20 protein-coding genes are annotated in these 20,843 nt (G+C 71.7%); 12 read left to right on the top strand and 8 right to left on the bottom strand.

Translation table 11 applies throughout. The features are described 5' to 3' along the window. Window positions 1-586: 586 nt before the first annotated feature. Window positions 587-856, top strand: a complete 270-nt coding sequence (locus ACIF6F_RS31390) for a type II toxin-antitoxin system Phd/YefM family antitoxin (protein WP_266841967.1) — start codon at window positions 587-589, stop codon at window positions 854-856. Further along, a complete protein-coding gene (locus ACIF6F_RS31385; protein ID WP_399954595.1) occupies window positions 849-1,112 on the top strand; it encodes a type II toxin-antitoxin system RelE/ParE family toxin in 264 nt (87 codons plus the stop codon). Before ACIF6F_RS31390 ends, ACIF6F_RS31385 begins: the two co-directional genes overlap by 8 nt. Window positions 1,113-1,246: 134 nt before the next feature. Here the strand turns inward: ACIF6F_RS31385 and ychF are convergent, their stop codons facing one another. Continuing rightward, complete coding sequence (ychF, locus tag ACIF6F_RS31380; RefSeq protein WP_399954590.1) at window positions 1,247-2,335, bottom strand: redox-regulated ATPase YchF; 1,089 nt, start codon at window positions 2,333-2,335, stop codon at window positions 1,247-1,249. A gap of 251 nt (window positions 2,336-2,586) precedes the next feature. Between ychF and ACIF6F_RS31375 the strand changes: the two genes are divergently transcribed. Further along, a complete protein-coding gene (locus tag ACIF6F_RS31375) occupies window positions 2,587-3,000 on the top strand; it encodes a DUF6542 domain-containing protein (protein ID WP_399954587.1) in 414 nt (137 codons plus the stop codon). Between the two features lie 32 nt (window positions 3,001-3,032). Here the strand turns inward: ACIF6F_RS31375 and ppgK are convergent, their stop codons facing one another. Both ppgK and ACIF6F_RS31365 read right to left on the bottom strand, forming a co-directional pair. Continuing rightward, window positions 3,033-3,782: a polyphosphate--glucose phosphotransferase gene (ppgK, locus tag ACIF6F_RS31370; protein WP_399954583.1), complete on the bottom strand. Its 750-nt coding sequence runs from the start codon at window positions 3,780-3,782 to the stop codon at window positions 3,033-3,035. A gap of 86 nt (window positions 3,783-3,868) precedes the next feature. Then, complete coding sequence (locus tag ACIF6F_RS31365; protein WP_399954580.1) at window positions 3,869-4,861, bottom strand: 4-hydroxy-3-methylbut-2-enyl diphosphate reductase; 993 nt, start codon at window positions 4,859-4,861, stop codon at window positions 3,869-3,871. Window positions 4,862-4,983: 122 nt separating this feature from the next. On the opposite strand from ACIF6F_RS31365, the gene ACIF6F_RS31360 reads away from it, so the two are divergent. The 4 genes from ACIF6F_RS31360 (at window position 4,984) to ACIF6F_RS31345 (ending at window position 8,702) form a co-directional block, all read left to right on the top strand. Then, a complete protein-coding gene (locus tag ACIF6F_RS31360; protein ID WP_399954578.1) occupies window positions 4,984-6,366 on the top strand; it encodes an APC family permease in 1,383 nt (460 codons plus the stop codon). A 9-nt stretch (window positions 6,367-6,375) separates the two neighbouring features. After that, the gene (gene xseA / locus ACIF6F_RS31355; protein WP_399954576.1) at window positions 6,376-7,611 is read left to right on the top strand and encodes an exodeoxyribonuclease VII large subunit; all 1,236 of its coding nucleotides are present in this window, start codon (window positions 6,376-6,378) and stop codon (window positions 7,609-7,611) included. Window positions 7,612-7,727: 116 nt separating this feature from the next. Continuing rightward, complete coding sequence (locus tag ACIF6F_RS31350; RefSeq protein ID WP_399954573.1) at window positions 7,728-7,988, top strand: exodeoxyribonuclease VII small subunit; 261 nt, start codon at window positions 7,728-7,730, stop codon at window positions 7,986-7,988. 123 nt (window positions 7,989-8,111) lie between these two features. After that, on the top strand, window positions 8,112-8,702 hold the full coding sequence (locus tag ACIF6F_RS31345; protein WP_399954571.1) for a malonic semialdehyde reductase: 591 nt from the start codon (window positions 8,112-8,114) through the stop codon (window positions 8,700-8,702). A gap of 126 nt (window positions 8,703-8,828) precedes the next feature. On the opposite strand, the gene ACIF6F_RS31340 is transcribed toward ACIF6F_RS31345, so the two are convergent. Continuing rightward, entirely contained in the window at window positions 8,829-9,344 is a 516-nt protein-coding gene (locus ACIF6F_RS31340; RefSeq protein ID WP_399954606.1) for a DUF4245 domain-containing protein, read from the bottom strand. A gap of 205 nt (window positions 9,345-9,549) precedes the next feature. Between ACIF6F_RS31340 and glpX the strand changes: the two genes are divergently transcribed. Then, on the top strand, window positions 9,550-10,581 hold the full coding sequence (glpX, locus tag ACIF6F_RS31335; RefSeq protein WP_399954567.1) for a class II fructose-bisphosphatase: 1,032 nt from the start codon (window positions 9,550-9,552) through the stop codon (window positions 10,579-10,581). 111 nt (window positions 10,582-10,692) lie between these two features. Here the strand turns inward: glpX and ACIF6F_RS31330 are convergent, their stop codons facing one another. Beyond that, window positions 10,693-11,070, bottom strand: coding sequence for a WhiB family transcriptional regulator (locus ACIF6F_RS31330; protein ID WP_399954565.1), 378 nt, complete (start codon window positions 11,068-11,070; stop codon window positions 10,693-10,695). Between the two features lie 140 nt (window positions 11,071-11,210). Further along, entirely contained in the window at window positions 11,211-11,876 is a 666-nt protein-coding gene (locus ACIF6F_RS31325; protein WP_399954560.1) for a DUF1707 domain-containing protein, read from the bottom strand. Window positions 11,877-12,026: 150 nt separating this feature from the next. On the opposite strand from ACIF6F_RS31325, the gene ACIF6F_RS31320 reads away from it, so the two are divergent. Continuing rightward, window positions 12,027-13,694 (top strand): fumarate hydratase, encoded by a 1,668-nt coding sequence (locus ACIF6F_RS31320; protein WP_399954557.1) that lies wholly within the window; start codon window positions 12,027-12,029, stop codon window positions 13,692-13,694. 75 nt (window positions 13,695-13,769) lie between these two features. On the opposite strand, the gene ACIF6F_RS31315 is transcribed toward ACIF6F_RS31320, so the two are convergent. Further along, entirely contained in the window at window positions 13,770-14,267 is a 498-nt protein-coding gene (locus ACIF6F_RS31315) for a hypothetical protein (RefSeq protein ID WP_399954552.1), read from the bottom strand. Window positions 14,268-14,462: 195 nt separating this feature from the next. Further along, complete coding sequence (locus ACIF6F_RS31310) at window positions 14,463-15,983, bottom strand: ricin-type beta-trefoil lectin domain protein (RefSeq protein WP_399954549.1); 1,521 nt, start codon at window positions 15,981-15,983, stop codon at window positions 14,463-14,465. A gap of 108 nt (window positions 15,984-16,091) precedes the next feature. On the opposite strand from ACIF6F_RS31310, the gene ACIF6F_RS31305 reads away from it, so the two are divergent. From ACIF6F_RS31305 to ACIF6F_RS31295, 3 genes are all read left to right on the top strand, one after another. Then, window positions 16,092-17,495 (top strand): class II fumarate hydratase, encoded by a 1,404-nt coding sequence (locus ACIF6F_RS31305; RefSeq protein WP_399954546.1) that lies wholly within the window; start codon window positions 16,092-16,094, stop codon window positions 17,493-17,495. A 202-nt stretch (window positions 17,496-17,697) separates the two neighbouring features. Continuing rightward, window positions 17,698-18,393 (top strand): DUF402 domain-containing protein, encoded by a 696-nt coding sequence (locus tag ACIF6F_RS31300; RefSeq protein ID WP_399954544.1) that lies wholly within the window; start codon window positions 17,698-17,700, stop codon window positions 18,391-18,393. 232 nt (window positions 18,394-18,625) lie between these two features. Continuing rightward, complete coding sequence (locus ACIF6F_RS31295) at window positions 18,626-20,839, top strand: SpoIIE family protein phosphatase (protein WP_399954541.1); 2,214 nt, start codon at window positions 18,626-18,628, stop codon at window positions 20,837-20,839. Window positions 20,840-20,843: the final 4 nt, after the last annotated feature.

The raw sequence follows: 20,843 nt of genomic DNA, 5'->3' as shown, positions 1-20,843 counted from the left end.
CGACAAAGTGCGTCGTTCGTTCGAATGGGTGCTTGCGGAATGGCTGTCCGGGGACCGACCGGAGTCGGCGCTCACGTCGGACAACTCGGAGAACACTACGGACCGGGCAGGGCCGTGTCAACCTTCGGCCCGCGCCTCACCCAGGGCTGCCGTAACCCCACGCACCGGGATCGTTGGACCTCCGGCTCAAGCTGCCGACCGCTACCGTGAAGCCGTGACCGCACCGCCCGACTGGATGCGCCCGCCTCGCGCGGAAGGCTGGTTCGCGGACGACTTGGACCGCCTACCCGAGGCACCTAGCCACACCGAGCTGATCGACGGAGCCCTCGTCTTCAGGATGTCGCCCCAGCGGTGGTGGCACGGCCACCTCGTCACCATGCTCACTCTCGCGCTCATGGAACAGGTGCCCGCCGACACCAGAGTCGGCCGCGAGATGACCAGCAAGCTGGATCAGCGCAACCATCCCGAACCGGACCGGCCCGCCTCGATCTGCGCCACCAGCACCGCATGCCCGCGCTGTGTCCCCGCATCCTGCCACCGCTGCCCGACGTTGTGTACACATGGGACACTCGGTACGCTTGAGCGCATGACGCAGCCGCTGCCCGTAGAGTCCATCCGCGACGTGCGAGCACACCTGGCGGAAGTCGTGGAACGCGCGGACCGCGACGACGTGCCCACGGTGATCACTCGTCGAGGCAAGGAAGTCGCCGCCGTCGTCTCCATCGAGGTCTTGCGCAAGTACCAGGAGTGGGAAGAGCGCGAGATCAATCGGATCATCGACGAGCGCATGGCCAACCCCGCACCCGGCATCCCGATCGAGGACATCATGAGGGAGACGCTGGCGCGCAGTGAGTGAGTACCGAACCGTCTTCCGACCCGAGGCCCAGGCCGAGCTCCGGAAGATCCCTCGTGACATGGCGCTGCGCATCCTGGCCAAGCTGACCGAGCTGGAAACCGACCCCCTCGGCTCCAACACCACCGCACTCGTCTCCCAGCCCGAACGTCGCCGCCTCCGCGTCGGCGACTACCGCGTCATCTACACGATCGACAACGGGGAACTGGTGGTCTGGGTCGTTCACGTGGGACACCGGTCCACCGTCTACGAGACCTGACTGCCGCTGACCCTGCGTCAGAATATCCAGCACCAATCCAGCACGGTGACGACGAAGGGGTCGGACTCGATAGAGCCCAACCCCTTCTGACCTGCATGTTTGCCACGTCAGCGACGTGGTGTTATTTCATCCGCTCAGACGTTGAAGCGGAACTCCACCACGTCGCCGTCCTGCATGACGTAGTCCTTGCCCTCCATGCGGGCCTTGCCCTTGGCGCGGGCCTCGGCGACCGAGCCGCACTCGACCAGGTCCGCGAAGGAGATGACCTCGGCCTTGATGAAGCCGCGCTGGAAGTCGGTGTGGATGACACCGGCCGCCTCGGGGGCGGTGGCGCCCTTCTTGATGGTCCAGGCGCGGGTTTCCTTCGGGCCGGCCGTCAGGTAGGTCTGCAGGCCCAGGGTGTCGAAGCCGACGCGGCCCAGCGTCGCCAGGCCCGGCTCCTCCTGGCCGACGGACTGGAGGAGCTCAAGGGCCTCCTCGTCGTCCAGCTCGGCGAGGTCCGCCTCCAGCTTGGCGTTGAGGAAGATCGCCTCGGCCGGCGCGACCAGCGCGGACTGCTCGGCCTTGAACGCGTCGTCCGTCAGCTCGTCCTCGTCGACGTTGAAGACGTAGAGGAAGGGCTTGGTGGTGAGCAGGTGCAGCTCGTGGAGGAGGTCGCCCTGCTCCGTGCCCTTGGTGATGCCCTTCGAGAAGAGGGTGTGGCCCTCTTCGAGGATCTTGCGCGCCTCGACGACCGCGGCCAGGACCGCGACCTTGTCCTTCTGGAGGCGGGACTCCTTCGTCAGGCGCGGCTCCGCCTTCTCGATGGACTGGAGGTCGGCGAGGATCAGCTCGGTGTTGATCGTCTCGATGTCGTCCTTCGGCGAGACCTTGCCGTCGACGTGCACGACGTTCTCGTCCTTGAAGGCGCGGATGACCTGGCAGATCGCGTCCGACTCGCGGATGTTCGCCAGGAACTTGTTGCCCAGGCCCTCGCCCTCGCTCGCGCCGCGGACGATGCCGGCGATGTCGACGAAGTCGACCGTGGCCGGGAGGATGCGCTGCGAGCCGAAGATGCCGGCCAGCACGGCCAGGCGCGCGTCCGGGACGCCGACGACGCCGACGTTCGGCTCGATGGTGGCGAACGGGTAGTTGGCCGCGAGCACGTCGTTCTTGGTCAGGGCGTTGAACAGGGTCGACTTGCCGACATTCGGCAGGCCGACGATTCCGATCGTGAGCGACACGTTGGCGACTTCCCGTGAGCTGGAGGGGGGTATGGACACCCGGCCCGGAGACGGGCCACCGGACAGTTTACGTTCCGATGTCCGCCGGTCGACGTGTCCAGGGGGGATAGCGGGCCCCCGCCACCTAGTTTTGGGGGGTGGAGCAACACAGGACGCGATCCCCGTATCACCCTCGGCGACCGCAGGCGCGGCGTACCCCGGCGCTGCCGCCGCAGGCCCGGCCGCGCCCCCGGCCCGCGGCGGGCCGGGCGGTGCCGCTGCTGCGCAGGCTGCCGCGGCCCCGGCTGACGGGGCTGGGCGGCGGGCTGTTCGCGTGTGCGGCGATGGCGCTGGTCGCCGGGGTCGACTGGCTGCTCTTCGACGGCTCGATGCTCGCGTACGGGCTGCTGTTCCTGCCCGTGGCCGCCGCGACCGCCCTGTGGGTGCGGCCGGCCGATCTGATCACCGCGCCCATCGCCGTACCGATCGCCTTCGCGACCGGGGTCTGGCCGATCGCGGGCGGCTCCGGCGGGCTCGGCGGGCAGCTGATGGGGGTGGTGACCGCCCTCGCGCTGCACGCCGGCTGGCTGTACGCCGGGACGCTGGTCGCCGCCCTGATCGTGGTGGTGCGGAAGGCGGTGCTGGTGGGGCGACGGCGGCTGCCGCAGCGGTCCGGGCGCTCGTAGGCCCGTAGGGGCCCGTGCCGGGCCTGTGGCGGTCAGATCGCCGCCGAGCGCCTGGCCGCCATCGCCGCGCCCACGATCCCCGCGTTGTTCTGGAGGGCGGCCGGCACGATTTCGGCCCTGATGCCCTCCAGGAGCGGCAGGAACTTGTCGGCCTTGCGGCTGACGCCGCCGCCGATGATGAACAGCTCGGGCGAGAACAGCATCTCCACGTGCGCCAGGTAGCGGTGCACCCGCTTGGCCCACCTCTCCCAGCTGAGGTCCTCGTCCTCCTTGGCGCGGGTGGAGGCCTTCTTCTCGGCGTCGTGGCCGTGCAGCTCCAGGTGCCCCAGCTCGGTGTTGGCCACCAGCCGGCCGTCGGTGAAGACGGCGCTGCCGATGCCCGTGCCGAGGGTGAGGAGGATGACCGTGCCCGTGCGGCCGCGGCCGGCCCCGAAGGTCATCTCCGCGACGCCGGCGGCGTCCGCGTCGTTCAGGACGGTGACGGGCAGCCCGCCGAGGCGGGCCGAGAGCAGGGCGCGTGCGTCGAGGTCGACCCAGCCCTGGTCGACGTTGGCGGCCGTACGGGTGATGCCGTCGGTGACCACGCCGGGGAAGGTGACCCCGACCGGGCCGGACCAGCCGAAGTGCGAGACGACCTCGACCACGCCGTCGGCCACGCCTTCCGGGGTGGCCGGGTGCGGGGTGAGGACCTTGTGGCGCTCGCGCGCCAGGTCGCCGCGGTCCAGGTCCACGGGAGCGCCCTTGATGCCGGATCCGCCGATGTCCACGCCGAAGATCTGCATGGAATCACCGTACGGTGAGCGGCGCGCCGGTACCCGTCGGCGGCCGGCCGTCACCCGTACGGGGGGCCGGTCCGCCCGGGCGGCTGTTACTCGCCGGCGACGAGGTCCGCGGCCTCGGCGCGCAGGTCGCGGCGGAGTTCCTTGGGCAGCGAGAAGGTGATGGACTCCTCGGCGGTCTTGACCAGCTCGACGTCCGCGTAGCCGCGGGTGGCGAGCCACTCCAGGACCTCCTCGACCAGGACCTCCGGCACGGAGGCGCCCGAGGTGAGGCCGACGGTGGTGACGCCCTCCAGCCAGGCCTCGTCGATCTCGTGGGCGAAGTCGACCAGGTGGGCGGCGCGGGCGCCGGCGTCCAGGGCGACCTCGACGAGGCGGATGGAGTTCGAGGAGTTCTTCGAGCCCACGACGATCACGAGGTCGGCGTCGGCGCCCATCTTCTTGACGGCGGCCTGGCGGTTCGAGGTGGCGTAGCAGATGTCGTCGCTCGGCGGGGAGACCAGCAGCGGGAACTTGGTCTTCAGCGCGTCGACGGTCTCCATGGTCTCGTCGACGGAGAGGGTGGTCTGGGACAGCCAGACGACCTTGGACTCGTCGCGGACCTCGACCTTCTCGACGTCGTGCGGGCCGTCGACGATGGTGATGTGGTCGGGGGCCTCGCCGGAGGTGCCGATGACCTCCTCGTGGCCCTCGTGGCCGATGAGGAGGATGTCGAAGTCCTCGTTGGCGTAGCGGATCGCTTCCTTGTGCACCTTGGTGACCAGCGGGCAGGTCGCGTCGATGGTGGCGAGCCGGCCCTGGCGGGCCTCCTCGTGGACGACCGGGGCGACGCCGTGGGCGGAGAACATGACGATGTTGCCCGGGGGCACCTCCTCCGTCCGCTCGACGAAGATCGCGCCCTTCTTCTCCAGGGTCTGCACGACGTACTTGTTGTGCACGATCTCGTGGCGCACGTAGACGGGGGCGCCGTACTGCTCTAGGGCCTTCTCGACGGCGATGACGGCACGGTCCACGCCCGCGCAGTAGCCACGAGGGGCGGCGAGCAGGACACGGCGGGAAGCGGGAGCAGTCATGCGGTCCATCGTAAGGCCGTCCAGCGGGCGCCGAAGATCGTGCCTTGCCCCAGACTGGTGGCTGAAGATCGTCTTCCGGCCGGGGGGCCCGGGGGCGGGCGCGGCGGGTACGGGCGGCTCGTGGAGGAAGCATGACGGTGACGCAGGAAGTGGACGCGGACCGGGGCGGACTCCGCCGGAACCTGGGCTTCCGGGACCTGGTGGTCTACGGGCTGCTGTTCATCGCACCGATGGCGCCGGTCGGTGTCTTCGGCACCCTGGACGCCCGGTCGCACGGTGCGGTCGCGCTGGTCTACCTGGTCGCCACGGTGGCGATGGGGTTCACCGCTTTCAGTTACGCGCAGATGGTGCGGGTGGCGCCGCAGGCCGGGTCGGTGTTCACGTACGCCCGCAAGGGGCTGGGCGAGGGGCCCGGGCTGGTCGCCGGGTGGATGGCGATGCTCGACTACCTGCTGATCCCGGCGGTGGCGTACCTGTTCTCCGGCATCGCGATGCACGCGTTGGTGCCTGAGGTGTCCCGCTGGGTGTGGACGGCGCTGGCGGTGGTGGTGACCACGCTGCTGAACCTCGCGGGGGTACGGGTCGCCGCGCGGGTGGGCTTCGTGGTGCTGGCCATGGAGATCGCCGTCCTGCTGGTCTTCCTGGTGGCCGCCGTGTCGGTGCTGGTGCGGGACGGGGCGCAGCGCGGCTGGCTGTCGCCGCTGACCGGAGACGGGTCGCTGGGCTTCTCCGCGGGGGCGGTGCTGGGGGCGGTGTCGGTCGCGGTGCTGTCGTACCTGGGGTTCGACGCGATCGCGTCGTTCGCCGAGGAGGTGACCGGGGGCAGTGCGCGGGTGGCCCGGGCACTGCTGTTCTGCCTGGCCATGACGGGGGTGCTGTTCATCGTGCAGACGTACCTGGCGGCGCTGCTGGAGCCGGTGTCGTCGGCGGAGCTGGCGGCCGCTCCGGGTCGGCAGGGGTCGGCGTTCTACGACGCGGTGGACGCGTCGGTGGGGTCGTGGCTGCACGATCTGGTGGCGGTCAGCAAGGCGGTGGGGGCGGCGTTCGCGGCGCTGGCGGGGCAGGCCGCGGCGGGGCGGCTGCTGTTCGCGATGGCGCGGGAGCGGCGGCTGCCGGGTGCGCTGGCGCGTACGTCGGGCGGGGTGCCCCGGCCGGCGCTGCTGGTGGCGGCGGCGGTGACGCTGACGGCTGCGGTGTGGGCGGCCCGGCGCGACGACGGGCTGGACCACCTGGTGTCCGTGGTGGACATCGGGGCGCTGGTGGCGTTCACGCTGCTGCACGCGTCGGTGGTGGGCTGGTTCGTCGTGCGGCACGGGGAGGGCGGCTTCAGCTGGTGGCGGCACGTGCTGGTGCCGGTGCTGGGTGCGGGCGTGACGGTGGCGGTGATCGTCGAGGCGGCGTGGACGGCGCAGCTGGTGGGGGCGGTGTGGCTGGCCGTGGGTCTGGTGGTGCTGGTGGTGCAGCGTGGGCGGCGCGGCCCGGAGGTCGGCGGCCCTGTCGGTGCGGGCCGTTAGCCTGCCTGCATGGGTCTGAATACGTCGGCCGAGGCGCCGCTGCCCGTCGGCCAGGTGTCCCGGCTCATCGGGGGCTGGATCGAGCGGCTGGGCCAGGTGTGGGTGGAGGGGCAGATCACGCAGCTCAACCGCCGTCCGGGCGCGGGGGTGGTGTTCCTGACCCTGCGCGACCCGTCGCACGACATCTCGGTGAGCGTGACCTGCTACCGCGAGGTCTTCGACGAGGTCGCCGACGTGGTGCAGGAGGGGGCGCGGGTCGTGGTCCTGGCCAAGCCGCAGTGGTACGCGGTGCGCGGCCAGCTGTCGCTGCGGGCCACGGAGATACGGCCGGTGGGCATCGGCGAGCTGCTGGCCCGGCTGGAGAAGCTCAAGCGCTCGCTGGCCGCCGAGGGGCTGTTCGCGCTGGACCGCAAGCGGCCGCTGCCGTTCCTGCCGCAGCTGATCGGGCTGGTGGTGGGCCGGGCGTCGGCGGCCGAGCGGGACGTGCTGGAGAACGCGCGGCGGCGGTGGCCGGCGGTGCGGTTCGAGGTGCGCAACGTCGCGGTGCAGGGGGTGCACGCGGTGCCGCAGGTGGTGCGGGCGGTCAAGGAGCTGGACGCGATCGACGAGGTCGACGTGATCATCGTGGCCCGCGGCGGGGGCAGTGTGGAGGACCTGCTGCCGTTCTCGGACGAGGAGGTCGTGCGCACGGTCGCGGCGGCCCGTACTCCGGTGGTGTCGGCGATCGGCCACGAGCCCGACTCGCCGCTGCTGGACCTGGTGGCGGACCTGCGCGCGTCCACCCCGACGGACGCCGCGAAGAAGGTGGTGCCGGACGTGGGCGAGGAGCTGGACCGGGTGGGCATGCTCCGCGACCGCGCGCTGCGCTCCGTACGCGCCCTGCTGGACCGGGAGGAGCGGGGGCTGGCGCACGCGCTGGCACGGCCGGTCTTCGTGCACCCGCAGCGGATGGTCGAGGACCGGGAGGAGCAGGTCGGGGCGCTGCTGGCGCGGAGCCGCCGGACGCTGGGGCATCTGCTGGACCGGGCCGAATCGGAGCTGGCGCACACCCGGGCCCGGGTGGTGGCGCTCTCGCCTGCGGCGACCCTGGAGCGGGGGTACGCGGTGCTCCAGCGGGCCGACGGGCACGTGGTGCGGTCGCCCTCGGAGGTGGGGGCGGACGAGCCGCTGAGGGCGCGGGTGGCCGAGGGGGAGTTCACCGTGCGGGTGGCCGGGGAGCCCGGCGGGGACGGGGCCGGCAGCTGACCGGGCCGCGGCCTCGAAGCGCGACTGGCGCACCGTCTCAAGTCCCTTGATTTCGACCGTAGTTATTCGTACACACGCAATCCTTCCGCCACACTACCGACCTAGGATGATCACGGATGGCCGAGACGGACACCGGCACGGAGACGGCACTGGGCTACGAGCAGGCCCGCGACGAACTGATCGAGGTGGTGCGTCGCCTGGAAGCGGGCGGCACCTCGCTTGAGGAGTCCCTGGCCCTGTGGGAGCGGGGCGAGGAACTGGCGCAGGTCTGCCGGCACTGGCTGGAGGGGGCGCGGGCCCGGCTGGACTCCGCGCTGGCCGCACGGGAGGGGCGTGAGGGTGGAGGTGAATCCGGCGGGTCGGGGGCCGGGGAATAGGAACCTGCGTGCGCAGGTTGATGCCGTTCGTTGAACTACGAACCACCAGTTAGTTGAAATTTCATCTATCTGGTCGTAGAGTCGTTCACGTCGCTTCGACCAGCACGTATGGAAGGCACCCAGATGTCCCTCGTTCTTGACCCCGCCGCCCAGGACCTCCTCTTCCGCGAGGCCCGCACCGCCAACACGTTCTCGGACGAGCCGGTGACGGACGAGCAGATCCAGGCCATCTACGACCTGGTCAAGTTCGGCCCGACGGCGTTCAACCAGACGCCGCTGCGCATCACCCTGGTCCGCTCCGCCGAGGCCCGCGAGCGCCTCGTGAAGCACATGGCCGAGGGCAACCAGCCGAAGACCGCCACCGCCCCGCTGGTCGCGATCCTCTCCGCGGACAACGAGTTCCACGACGAGCTGCCCCAGCTCCTCCCCCACTTCCCGCAGGCCAAGGACCTCTTCTTCGCCGAGCGTCCGGTCCGCGAGCAGTCCGCGCTGCTGAACGCCGCCCTGCAGGCCGCCTACTTCATCGTGGGCATCCGCGCCGCCGGCCTGGCCGCCGGCCCGATGACCGGCCTGGACTTCGGCGGCGTGCAGAAGGAGTTCCTGGACGCCGACCACACCCCGCTGATGGTCGTCAACATCGGCAAGCCGGGCGATGACGCCTGGTTCCCGCGCTCCCCGCGCCTGGCGTACGACGACGTCGTCACCACGGTCTGACGACCGACGGCCCGGGCCGCCGAGCCCGGGCCTCCCCGAAGCGACGAGAGGCCGCTCCCCGGATTTCCGGGGGCGGCCTCTTTCGCTTGTCCTTGGCGGCGGTGCCGCCGGCACGGGCGGCGGGCGTCAGCCCTTCTTCGCCTCCAGCGCCTGCGCCATCGCGGCGAGCCGGTCGACGGGGGCCGTGCCGGTCACCACGGTGGTGTGGCCCTGCTCCTCGCGCACCAGGGCGTTGTACTTCGCGCCCTCCCAGACCTGCCAGGTCGCGTTGCCCAGGGCCCGGGTCGCGTCGGTCTTCTCCGCCCGCTGGGTCACCCGCGGCACGTACTTCCGGGGCTCCTCGGTCGACTGCTCGACGGCCACGTACTGGCCGTCGGGGTCGAGGAAGCCCAGGTGCCAGGAGTTGGCGTTCCTGCGCTCGTACGTCACCGAGGTCGCGCGCCAGTCCGCCGACAGCCCCTGGGGCGCGGCCACCGGGTACGGCGCCGCGCGCCGGGCCGTGATCAGCTCCACCCGGTAGTCCACCACCCTGGTCGGGTCGGCGTCCTCGTCATGCGGAATGAACACGTAGATGAGGGCCACGACGGCGCCGATCACCGCCAGCGACCGCACCATGTCCCAGATGGTCTGCTTGCCTTTCATACCTGCCACGCGACCATCGTCCCCCATCCACTGGAGCGATCATCGGCAGGGTGGGGCAAAGACAGGGGGCAAAGCGGGCACATACCAAGCGGATACCGATATGCCGCTCATACGTGCCCCGCTCTGCTCAATCTATCGGCCTAACGATAGAGTCGCAGGACCCTCTTCTCTTTCCGGCCGTCGTCGTACAGAAAGGTGCGCTCCGATGACCGAGCACAACTTGCCGCCCCAGCTCGAGGTCTCTCCCGAGGCCCCCGACCGCAACCTGGCCCTGGAGCTCGTCCGGGTCACCGAGGCCGCAGCCATGGCCGCCGGCCGCTGGGTCGGTCGCGGCGACAAGATCGGCGCGGACGGCGCGGCGGTCCGCGCCATGCGCACCCTCGTCTCCACCGTCTCGATGAACGGCGTCGTCGTCATCGGCGAGGGTGAGAAGGACGAGGCCCCGATGCTGTTCAACGGCGAGCGGGTCGGCGACGGCACCGGCGCCGAGGTCGACATCGCCGTCGACCCGATCGACGGTACGACGCTCAACGCCAAGGGCATGCCCAACGCCATCGCCGTGCTGGCCGCCGCCGACCGCGGCACCATGTTCGACCCCTCCGCGGTGTTCTACATGGAGAAGCTCGTCACCGGCCCCGAGGCCGCCGACTTCGTCGACATCAACGCCCCCGTCTCGGTCAACATCCGCCGCGTGGCCAAGGCCAAGAGCATGGCGGTCGAGGACATCACGGTCGTCATCCTGGACCGCCCCCGCCACGAGGGCATCGTCAAGGAGATCCGCGAGACCGGCGCCCGGATCAAGTTCATCTCCGACGGCGACGTGGCCGGCTCGATCATGGCCGCCCGCGAGGGCACCGGCGTCGACCTGCTCATGGGCATCGGCGGCACGCCCGAGGGCATCATCTCGGCCTGCGCCATAAAGTGCCTGGGCGGCACGATCCAGGGCAAGCTGTGGCCCAAGGACGAGGCGGAGCGCCAGAAGGCCCTCGACGCCGGCCACGACCTCGGCCGCGTCCTGCACACCGGCGACCTGGTTTCGGGCGACAACGTCTTCTTCGTCGCGACCGGCATCACCGACGGCGAGCTGCTCCGCGGCGTGCACTACCGCTCCGAGACCGCCACCACGTCCTCGCTGGTGATGCGCTCGAAGTCCGGCACGATCCGGCAGATCGACTCCACCCACCGCCTGTCGAAGCTGCGCGCGTACAGCGCCATCGACTTCGACCGCGCGCAGTAGCGGTACACCCCGGCAGCGCCGGGGCGGCACGGCAAGGGGCGGTCCCTGTGCGGGGGACCGCCCCTTTGCCATGCCCGCGGTACGCGCGTCGTGCGTGCCCGCGTACGTACGTCAGCCCGCTGCCGCGATCGGTCCTGCGCCCGGCGCCTGGCGCAGCTCGGCCGCCCGGCGGCGCCGCCTGGCCAGCACCACGCGGCGCTCGGCCGCGGTCAGACCGCCCCACACGCCGTACGGTTCCGGCTGGAGCAGCGCGTGCTCACGGCAGGCGACCATCACGGGACACCGGGCACAGACCCGCTTCGCGGCCTCCTCCCGGGACAGCCGGGCGGCCGTCGGCTCCTTGGAGGGCGCGAAGAAGAGTCCCGCCTCGTCCCGGCGGCAGACCGCCTCCGAATGCCATGGGCCGTCCTCTTCCCTGGCTGGCACCCGCGGGGCCGGAACGGACGGCGCTGCGGCTACCTGCAGGGACTGATGCGGCGGTTGAAGCACGGTCTACTCCTGACGACGGATTCGCGAGCGAGAGACGATGCGACAGTCCCTACCCGCTGTGCGTGCCCCTAAGCACTGCGTGCCGCCGTGGCGCCCGTTATCCGGCACGAAGTGACCGGAATTCGCCGGTCCTCAGCAGGTCAGGTGTCCAGGCGCTTCCGCAGCCGGTCGGCCAGGTCGACGAGCCGGTGCCCGCGCCGGGGCTTGGCCTCGATGTTGCCGAGCAGCGCGAACCCGCGGACGATCACGACCGGTGCCCCGGGGTCCGTCCCCTCGTGGTCCGCGACCTCGAAGTTCCCGAGGACGCCGCTGCCGTGCCCGCGCAGCGTCACGTTCTCCGGGACCTTGATCTCGACGCTGCCGAGCACCGCCGTCGCACTGATCTCGATGACCTGCTGCTCGAAGACGGCCTCGGAGAGGTCGATCGTCACGTCGCCCATGACGCTGATCGCGCGGGTACGGGCGCCGGGCCGCCAGCGGCCCTTGCGGGTGGCACCCGAGCACACGGCGAGCAGCGTCTCCGGCTGACCGCCGTAGGGCGGCGCGGGGGCGTAGTGCGGGACGGCGGCGGGGGCCGGGGCCTGGGCGTGCGGACCGGGGAGGTCGCGTACCAGCCCCTCCAGCTCGCCGACCGTCTTGCGGGCGTAGAGCGCGTCGAGCCGCTCGGAGTGCTCCTCGGCGGTCAGGCGGCCCTCGGCGAGCGCGTCGGAGAGGACGTGGGCGATGCGGTCGCGGTCGGCGTCCGAGGCCCGGATCGCGGCGGCCGGGTCGGCGGGTGCGGCGGCGGGGTGCTTTTCGAGGTCCACCGACCCAGCATAGCGAGACGCGATAGATCGCGATACTGCCGAGTGAGCCTTACCTCACATACAGGACTCCCGGAGGAGGTCCTAGGCTGGTCTACTGCGCTGCCAACGGACGTCAGCGCATCTGCCGAGTGAGGAATGGCCGCGGTAAAGATGCCAGAGTTTGCGTACACCGATCTGCTCCCCCTGGGAGAGGACAACACGCCCTACCGACTGGTGACCTCCGAGGGTGTCTCCACCTTCGAGGCCGACGGCCGTACGTTCCTCAAGGTCGAGCCGGAGGCCCTGCGCCTGCTGGCCGCCGAGGCGATCCACGACATCCAGCACTACCTGCGCCCGGAGCACCTCGCGCAGCTGCGCCGCATCATCGACGACCCCGAGGCGTCGTCGAACGACAAGTTCGTGGCGCTGGACCTGCTGAAGAACGCGAACATCGCGGCGGCGGGCGTGCTGCCGATGTGCCAGGACACCGGCACGGCGATCGTGATGGGCAAGCGCGGCCAGAACGTCCTGACGCAGGGCGGCGACGAGGAGGCCCTCTCGCGCGGCATCTACGACGCCTACACCAAGCTCAACCTGCGGTACTCGCAGATGGCCCCGCTGACCATGTGGGACGAGAAGAACACCGGCTCGAACCTGCCCGCGCAGATCGAGCTGTTCGCGACCGACGGCGGCGCGTACAAGTTCCTCTTCATGGCCAAGGGCGGCGGCTCGGCCAACAAGTCGTTCCTCTACCAGGAGACCAAGGCCGTCCTCAACGAGGCGTCCATGATGAAGTTCCTGGAGGAGAAGATCCGTTCGCTGGGTACCGCGGCCTGCCCGCCCTACCACCTGGCCATCGTGGTCGGCGGCACCTCGGCCGAGCACGCGCTGAAGACGGCGAAGCTGGCGTCGGCGCACTACCTGGACGAACTGCCGCGCGAGGGCTCGGTCCTGGGTCACGGCTTCCGCGACGAGGCGCTGGAGCAGCAGGTGTTCGAGCTGACGCAGAAGATCGGCATCGGCGCCCAGTTCGGCGGCAAGTACTTCTGCCACGACGTGCGCGTGGTGCGCCTGCCGCGGCACGGTGCCTCGCTGCCGGTGGCCATCGCCGTCTCCTGCTCGGCCGACCGCCAGGCGGTCGCCAAGATCACGGCGGAGGGCGTCTTCCTGGAGCAGCTGGAGAAGGACCCGGCGCGCTTCCTGCCGGAGACCACCGAAGAGCATCTGGACTCGTCCGGCGACGTGGTCGAGATCGACCTGACCCGGCCGATGGACGACATCCTCGCCGAGCTGACCAAGCACCCGGTGAAGACCCGGCTGTCCCTGACCGGCCCGCTGGTCGTCGCGCGCGACATCGCGCACGCGAAGATCAAGGAACTGCTGGACGCCGGTGAGGAGATGCCGCAGTACCTGAAGGACCACCCGGTCTACTACGCGGGCCCGGCGAAGACCCCCGAGGGCTACGCGTCCGGCTCCTTCGGCCCGACCACGGCCGGCCGCATGGACTCGTACGTCGCCCAGTTCCAGGCGGCCGGCGGCTCGAAGGTCATGCTGGCCAAGGGCAACCGCTCGCAGCAGGTGACGGACGCGTGCGGCACGCACGGCGGCTTCTACCTGGGCTCGATCGGCGGCCCGGCGGCGCGGCTGGCGCAGGACTGCATCAAGAAGGTCGAGGTCCTGGAGTACGAGGAGCTCGGCATGGAGGCCGTCTGGAAGATCGAGGTCGAGGACTTCCCCGCCTTCATCGTGGTCGACGACAAGGGCAACGACTTCTTCCAGAATCCCGCCCCGGAGCCGACGTTCACCCACATCCCGGTCCGCGGTCCCGGTCTGGGCTGAGCCGTGCCGCGGTCGTAGGGTCCCGGGCGGGGCCCCACGGCCCGTGGTGGGCGGTGAGCGGTCGGCCGCCTGCCGTCAGCGGAAGAAGTGCAGCTCCAGCTTCTGGTACCCGTTGCCCCCGTCGGAGAAGCGGATGTAGCCGCGGGCGTCCTTGAAGTCGCCGGTGCCGCCGGTGATGGCGCCGTCGAAGGACGGCAGGGCCTCGTCGTCGGGGTTGACCGAGACGAGCGCCTGGACGGCGAGCTGGCCGCCGGGGCCGCCGTTGAGGGTGAGCGTGCCGATGCACTGCATGTCACTGGGGTTGCCGCCCGATCCGGCGCGTACGACGGTGCAGCTGACGCCGTCGCGGCCGATGGTGGGGCCGCCCTTCTTGCGGTAGAGGTCGTCGGCGAAGGCGAAGCTCTGGCCGACCTCGGGTTCCTCGTTGCCGGGGCTCTCCCCGCCGCTCGGAACCTCCTTGGCGTAGATCGTGAGGTCGTCCACAGCGGCGGATGCAGGCGCCGGGAAGCCGAGGGCGACGGCGGCGGCCACGCAGGCCCCGAGCGTGCCGAGTCTCCTGTAGCTGCGGGACATGTACTGCCTCCTGGGCGTCAGGCTTCTCCCGTCCGGCCCCCGAGCCTCCTTCATTGTCCGCCGCACCCCGCGAGTGCGCCCGGCGAGCCCGCCGGGCCCTTCGCGGCTCCCCGTGATCCGCCCCGGAGAACACAACGCCCGGCCGGAGGGTCGCCGGCCGGGGCTGTGGGGGGTGCGGAATGTGACGGGTGGCGGTTACGCGAAGCGCTGCGCGGCCGAGCCGTTGCAGGGCTGGAGCTTCACCTGGTCCTTGGGGGCGGCCAGGGTGAGGCACATCGACGGGGCCGCCACGGGGCGGTAGGTGGACCCGTCGCGGGTGAACTTCTGGTTGGCGCCGCCGTGGCAGTTCCACAGGACCAGCGGCGTGCCGGCCGCGTAGTTGGCGCCCGTGACGTCGAGGCAGCGGTCGTGGGTGAGCTCGACGTGCACCGACTTGCGGGCCGCGTCGTACCACCAGCCCTGGTTGCGGCCGCCGTGGCAGTCCCAGCCGATGGCCTTGGTGCCGTTGGCGCTCGCGCCGCCGTTGGCGTCCAGACAGGTGCCGGTGGCCTCGTTCTTCAGCGGCTTGAACGCGTCGTCCCAGGCCAGCGGCTGCAGGACGGGGGTGCCGGTGGAGCCCGGGTCGGCGCAGCTCGCCTCGCGCAGCCCCGAGTCGTAGAGCTGGGTCAGGCAGGACGCGAACGCGCCGTGCCCCCGGTAGTTCGGGTGGAAGGACTGGCGGGCGGTGTTCTCGTCCCACGGGAAGTGGTCACCGAGGTCCAGGTAGAGGCCGCGGGCCCAGGTGTCCTCCATGCAGACCTCGTGGCCGTGGAAGAGGCGGGAGTTGTCGAGGTAGACCGCGCCCGACGCCCTGGCCGCCGCGCGCATGCCCTTCTCGAACGTCGGCACGGCGTAGTTGCGGCCCCAGGTGGCGTCGGAGTCGTATCCGGCGCAGCCGCCGGGGAGCTTGCCGGGGAAGTCGGGGTTGTCGTAGAAGTCGGGGCCGATCGGGCTGGGGTAGCCCATGACCACGAGCTTGTAGTCGGTGTCCGCGTACCCCGCGTCCCGCATGACGGTGCGCAGGTCGGCGACGGTGGCCTCGACCTTGGGGCGGAGGCCGTCGACCCTGGCCTGCCAGCCGGGGGCGTACTTCGGCTCGCAGGTGCCCTGGCTGAGCACCCAGCGCGTGACGCAGTCGGTCATGACCGGGCCGAACTGCAGGTCGTCGTTGGCGCCGGCGACCAGCAGGACCATCTTGATGCGGGTGTTGCGGGCCTTGATCGCGAGGCTGTCGCTCTGGACGAGCTCGTCGGCGTACTGCTTCGAGCCGCCGATGCGGATGTTGCCGGTGTACGCGCCGGAGCAGGCCACGTTGAAGGTGAGGTCCGCGGCGATGCCGGTGCGGTGGATGGCGGTGTCGGGCGAGCGGTGGCACTGGTTGGACGAGGTGTTCGTCGCGGGGTCGTAGTTGCCGACGCCCTCGCCGGAGATCTCGCTGTCCCCGAGCGAGATGAGGCCCGTCTTGCGGTCGGCCATCGGGCGGATGGCCGGGTCGCCGTAGATGCGGGTGGCCTCCGCGGCGCGGACGGCCTCCAGTTCGGGCGAGAGGGGTGTGACGGCTGAGGCGGGTGTGGCCGCCTGGGCCGTCGGGGTGATGGCCGACACGCCGCCGAGAGCGGCCGCGAACGCCGCGAACGCGGCGAAGGTAGATCTGATTCTGGGTGTGGTACGCGCCATGGAACGCCTCCCCGGTGTCAGTGTTACCCACGGTATTTACTGGCCAGTAGGGGACTTGGGAATACTTCGAACAAGACAATTGCTCAACTTTTCTGGGAGGCAACGAACATGACCGACGATCAGCACACCGACGACCACCGGATCGAGCGCGACTCGATGGGCGAGGTACGGGTCCCCGCGCAGGCCAAGTGGCGTGCGCAGACCCAGCGGGCGGTGGAGAACTTCCCCGTCTCCGGACAGCGGCTCGAGGCCCGGCACATCGCCGCACTGGCCCGCGTGAAGGCCGCCGCGGCCAAGGTCAACGCCCGCCTGGGGGTACTGGATCAGGACATGGCGGACGCCATCGCCGCGGCCGCCGAGGAGGTCGCGGAGGGCCGCTGGGACGACCAGTTTCCGGTGGACGTGTTCCAGACGGGCTCGGGCACCTCGTCCAACATGAACGCCAACGAGGTGATCGCCACCCTCGCCGCCGAGCGCCTGGGCCGGCCGGTCCACCCCAACGACCACGTCAACGCCTCGCAGAGCTCCAACGACGTCTTCCCGTCGAGCATCCACATCGCCGCCACCGCCGCGGTCACCAAGGACCTGGTCCCGGCCCTGGCCCACCTCGCCGAGGCGCTGGAGCGGAAGTCCGCGGAGTTCGCCGAGGTCGTGAAGTCCGGCCGCACCCACCTGATGGACGCCACCCCGGTCACCCTGGGCCAGGAGTTCGGCGGGTACGCCGCCCAGGTCCGGTACGGGATCGAGCGCCTGCGCGCCTCGCTCCCCCGGCTCGCCGAACTCCCCCTCGGCGGCACGGCCGTGGGCACCGGCATCAACACCCCGCCCGGCTTCTCCGCCGCCGTGATCGCCGAGGTCGCCGCCGCCACCGGTCTCCCCCTGACCGAGGCCCGGGACCACTTCGAGGCCCAGGGCGCCCGCGACGGGCTCGTCGAGACCTCGGGTCAACTGCGGACGATCTCCGTATCGCTCACCAAAATCGCCAACGATCTGCGCTGGATGTCCTCGGGACCGCGCACCGGACTGGCCGAAATCAATCTGCCCGACCTCCAGCCGGGCTCCTCGATCATGCCCGGCAAGGTCAACCCCGTCGTGCCCGAGGCGGTGCTCATGGTCGCCGCACAGGTCGCCGGCAACGACACGGCCGTGGCCGTGGCGGGCGCGGCCGGCAACTTCGAGCTGAACGTGATGCTGCCGGTGATGGCGAAGAACCTGCTGGAGTCGGTCCGGCTGCTCGGCAACGCCGCCCGCCTGCTGGCCGACCGCACCGTCGACGGGATCACCGCCAACGTCGAGCGGGCCCGCGAGTACGCCGAGTCCTCGCCCTCGGTCGTCACGCCGCTCAACAAGTACATCGGCTACGAGGAGGCCGCCAAGGTCGCCAAGCGGTCGCTCGCGGAACGGAAGACCATCCGTGAGGTCGTGCTCGAATCCGGCTATGTGGACCGGGGCGACCTCACTCTCGAACAGCTCGACGAGGCCCTCGACGTCCTGCGCATGACCCGCCCCTGACCGCGCCGCGCCCCGGCCCCGACCCTGGGCCCGACCAGGGCCGGACCAGGGCCGGACCGGCGCCCGGGCCGGGCACGGGCCCCGGCGCGACCCCCGGACCAGCCGGTTCCGCGGGCCCTCGGAGCACCGTCGAAATCCAGCCGATTTACGTCCGTGACCTGCACCGCAGCGGTCCCGGCGCGCCCGCCCCTAAGATCTGCGCATGACAGGTACGGCAGGCACCGCGCACGGCGCGCCCGGGGAAGCGCACTGGGCACCCGGGGACCACATCCTCTGGCGCTACCGCGACAACGCCCCCGGCCTGAAGGGGCACGTCCACATCTGCCGCCCCGTGACCGTGGTGCAGGACACCGCCGACCTCCTCGCGGTCTGGATGGCCCCCGGCACCGAGTGCGTCAAGCCGGTGCTCGCCGACGGCTCCCCGGTCCACGAGGAGCCGCTCGCCACCCGCTACACCGCGCCCCGCACCACCGTCCGCTCGAAGTGGTGGGGCGCCGGCGTGCTGAAGCTGGCCCGGCCCGGCGACCCCTGGTCGGTCTGGCTGTTCTGGGACCACGACTGGGAGTTCAAGAGCTGGTACGTGAACCTGGAGGAGCCCCGGGTCCGCTGGTCCGGCGGCGTCGACTCCGAGGACCACTTCCTGGACATCTCCGTCTACCCGGACCACAGCTGGAAGTGGCGGGACGAGGACGAGTTCGCCCAGGCCCAGCGGTCCGGCCTGATGGACCCCGCCCAGGCGGCGCGGGTACGGGACGCGGGACGCGCGGCGGTCGACGTGATCACGGCGTGGGGGCGGCCGTTCTCCGACCGCTGGCAGGACTGGCGGCCCGATCCGGGCTGGGCCGTCCCGGCCCTTCCGGAGGACTGGGACCGGACCCCGGCGCATATGACCTCATGAGACCCTTGATGCGCCCCCGGGGTTCAAACGTAGGATCGTCCTCCGCAAGGCTGCACTTCCGTAATTCTCATACTGTGCGCAGGACTTGACCAGGAGTCACCGAACCGAGCGAGAGGTAACGAGCGGGGAGCGGGTTTGACGGGCGACGGTGCCCGTGCCGCTGAGCGGGTATACCGCGACTGACCGAGTTGTGTGCAGCGCACATCGAGCGCAAACGGACGGAATTCCACGCGTGACGGAGTACCCCACCTCTCACGAGGGCCCGCAGCCGGGTGCCGGGGCAGCGGCGAGCGCGGCGGCGAACCACGCCCCGGGCGGTCTCGGCGTGCCCGCGCAGCCGGGTGGCCGGCCCGCCGCCGCCACCTCCGGTACGAGCACGGGCACCGGTCCCGGCCCGCGCACCTCCGCCACCGCGTCGGCCGACCCCGAAGGCCACGACAAGGCGCCGGCCCCCTCCCGCCAGGCCACCCGCAGCGCGGCACCGGGTGCCGAGGGCATCCCAGGTGCCCGCCGCGCCCCGGCCACCGCCACCGGCACCGCGTCCGGCACCGCCGGCACCGCCGACCCCGGCACCCCGGCTGCACCACCCGCCCCGGCCGCCGCAGCCGCCCCGGCCGCCACACCCGGCACGGCGGACGCCGCCGCCGGCGGCTCCGGCACCGGCACACCGCCCGCGGGCACCGACCCCACCGCCGTGGCCCGGCGCGAGGGCGACCGGCTGCGCTTCGTCGGCGCGGCCACCCGCCGCATCGCGCGCGGCATCGACCTGGACGAGATCGTCCTGGGCCTGTGCCGCGCCACGGTCCCCACGTTCTCGGACGCGATCCTGGTCTACCTGCGCGATCCGCTGCCGGTCGGCGACGAGCGCCCGGTCGGCCCCGTCGTCTTAAGGCTGCGCCGGACCGACCGCCTGCGGCCGATCGAGGACCTCACCGAGCCGGCAGCCCCGGACGGCACCTCGCCCGAGCTGGACTTCAGCCAGCTGCCGCTGCTGGGCCCCCAGGGGGACCTGCCGGCGGCCGAGCTGTGCGAGATCCGGCCCGGCGGCGCGCTGGCCGAGGTGCTGCGCGGCGTCCGCCCGGTGTTCGGCTCCGCGCCGGCGGCGCGCGCCGCGCTGCCGGAACTGCTGGGCGCCGAGCACCCCGTACCGCGCGGGCAGCGGGCCATCCTGGCGCCGCTGCGCGGTCGGCGCCGGGTGATCGGGGCCGCCGTGTTCCTGCGTCGTCCCGACCGGCCCGCCTTCGAGCAGAACGACCTGCTGGTGGCGGCCCAGCTGGCCACGCACACCGCCCTCGGCATCGACAAGGCCGTGCTGTACGGCCGCGAGGCGTACATCGCCGACGAGCTCCAGCGCACCATGCTGCCGGACAGCCTGCCGCAGCCCACGGGCGTGCGACTGGCCTCCCGCTACCTTCCGGCGGCCGAGACGGCCCGGGTCGGCGGCGACTGGTACGACGCCATACCGCTGCCCGGCAGCCGGGTCGCGCTGGTCGTGGGCGACGTCATGGGCCACTCCATGACCTCCGCGGCGATCATGGGCCAGCTGCGCACCACCGCGCAGACCCTGGCCCAGCTCGACCTGCCCCCGGCCGAGGTGCTGCACCACCTGGACGAGCAGGCGCAGCGGCTCGGCTCGGACCGCATGGCGACCTGCCTGTACGCGGTGTACGACCCGGTCTCGCACCGGATCACCATCGCCAACGCCGGCCACCCGCCGCCGGTGCTGCTCCACCTCGGCGGCCGCGCGGAGGTGCTCCGCGTACCCCCGGGAGCCCCGATCGGCGTCGGCGGGGTCGACTTCGAGGCCGTGGAGCTGGACGCGCCCGCCGGGGCCACCCTGCTGCTGTACACCGACGGCCTGGTCGAGTCCCGGCTGCGGGACGTGTGGACGGGCATCGAGCAGCTGCGCGAGCGGCTGGCCACCACCGCCCAGCTAACGGGCCTGGACCACCCGCCGCCGCTGGAGGCGCTCTGCGACGACGTGCTCGACATGCTCGGGCCCGGCGACCGGGACGACGACATCGCGCTGCTGGCGGCCCGGTTCGACGGGATCGCGCCCAGCGACGTGGCGTACTGGTTCCTCGACCCGGAGGAGACCGCCCCCGGGCGGGCCCGCCGGCTGGCCCGCCGTGCCCTGTCGCGGTGGGGTCTGGAGGAGCTGTCGGACTCGCTGGAGCTGCTGGTCAGCGAGGTGGTCACGAACGCCGTGCGGTACGCCGAGCGGCCGGTGACGCTGCGTCTGCTGCGTACGGACGTGCTGCGGTGCGAGGTCGGCGACGACTCGCCGCAGCTGCCGCGCCAGCGCCGGGCGCGGGACACCGACGAGGGCGGCCGGGGCCTGTTCCTGGTGAACCGGATGGCCCGCAGGTGGGGTGCGACCCGGCTGAGCAGCGGCAAGGTCGTGTGGTTCGAACTGCCGCTGCCGGGCGGGCGCGGCCGGTCCTGAGCCG

This window comes from Streptomyces sp. NPDC086023, from assembly GCF_044540325.1.
In the GTDB taxonomy this organism is placed as follows: Bacteria; Actinomycetota; Actinomycetes; order Streptomycetales; family Streptomycetaceae; genus Streptomyces.
This window is presented reverse-complemented; position numbering and strand designations above follow the sequence as displayed.

What these genes read in the sequence shown, in the direction of transcription:
- ACIF6F_RS31390 (WP_266841967.1), top strand. Translation starts at nt 587, where the DNA reads ATGACGCAGCCGCTGCCCGTAGAGTCCATCCGCGACGTGCGAGCACAC.
- ppgK (WP_399954583.1), bottom strand. Translation starts at nt 3,782, where the DNA reads ATGCAGATCTTCGGCGTGGACATCGGCGGATCCGGCATCAAGGGCGCT.
- ACIF6F_RS31365 (WP_399954580.1), bottom strand. Translation starts at nt 4,861, where the DNA reads ATGGACCGCATGACTGCTCCCGCTTCCCGCCGTGTCCTGCTCGCCGCC.
- ACIF6F_RS31360 (WP_399954578.1), top strand. Translation starts at nt 4,984, where the DNA reads ATGACGGTGACGCAGGAAGTGGACGCGGACCGGGGCGGACTCCGCCGG.
- xseA (WP_399954576.1), top strand. Translation starts at nt 6,376, where the DNA reads ATGGGTCTGAATACGTCGGCCGAGGCGCCGCTGCCCGTCGGCCAGGTG.
- ACIF6F_RS31350 (WP_399954573.1), top strand. Translation starts at nt 7,728, where the DNA reads ATGGCCGAGACGGACACCGGCACGGAGACGGCACTGGGCTACGAGCAG.
- ACIF6F_RS31345 (WP_399954571.1), top strand. Translation starts at nt 8,112, where the DNA reads ATGTCCCTCGTTCTTGACCCCGCCGCCCAGGACCTCCTCTTCCGCGAG.
- ACIF6F_RS31340 (WP_399954606.1), bottom strand. Translation starts at nt 9,344, where the DNA reads ATGAAAGGCAAGCAGACCATCTGGGACATGGTGCGGTCGCTGGCGGTG.
- glpX (WP_399954567.1), top strand. Translation starts at nt 9,550, where the DNA reads ATGACCGAGCACAACTTGCCGCCCCAGCTCGAGGTCTCTCCCGAGGCC.
- ACIF6F_RS31320 (WP_399954557.1), top strand. Translation starts at nt 12,027, where the DNA reads ATGCCAGAGTTTGCGTACACCGATCTGCTCCCCCTGGGAGAGGACAAC.
- ACIF6F_RS31315 (WP_399954552.1), bottom strand. Translation starts at nt 14,267, where the DNA reads ATGTCCCGCAGCTACAGGAGACTCGGCACGCTCGGGGCCTGCGTGGCC.
- ACIF6F_RS31310 (WP_399954549.1), bottom strand. Translation starts at nt 15,983, where the DNA reads ATGGCGCGTACCACACCCAGAATCAGATCTACCTTCGCCGCGTTCGCG.
- ACIF6F_RS31305 (WP_399954546.1), top strand. Translation starts at nt 16,092, where the DNA reads ATGACCGACGATCAGCACACCGACGACCACCGGATCGAGCGCGACTCG.
- ACIF6F_RS31300 (WP_399954544.1), top strand. Translation starts at nt 17,698, where the DNA reads ATGACAGGTACGGCAGGCACCGCGCACGGCGCGCCCGGGGAAGCGCAC.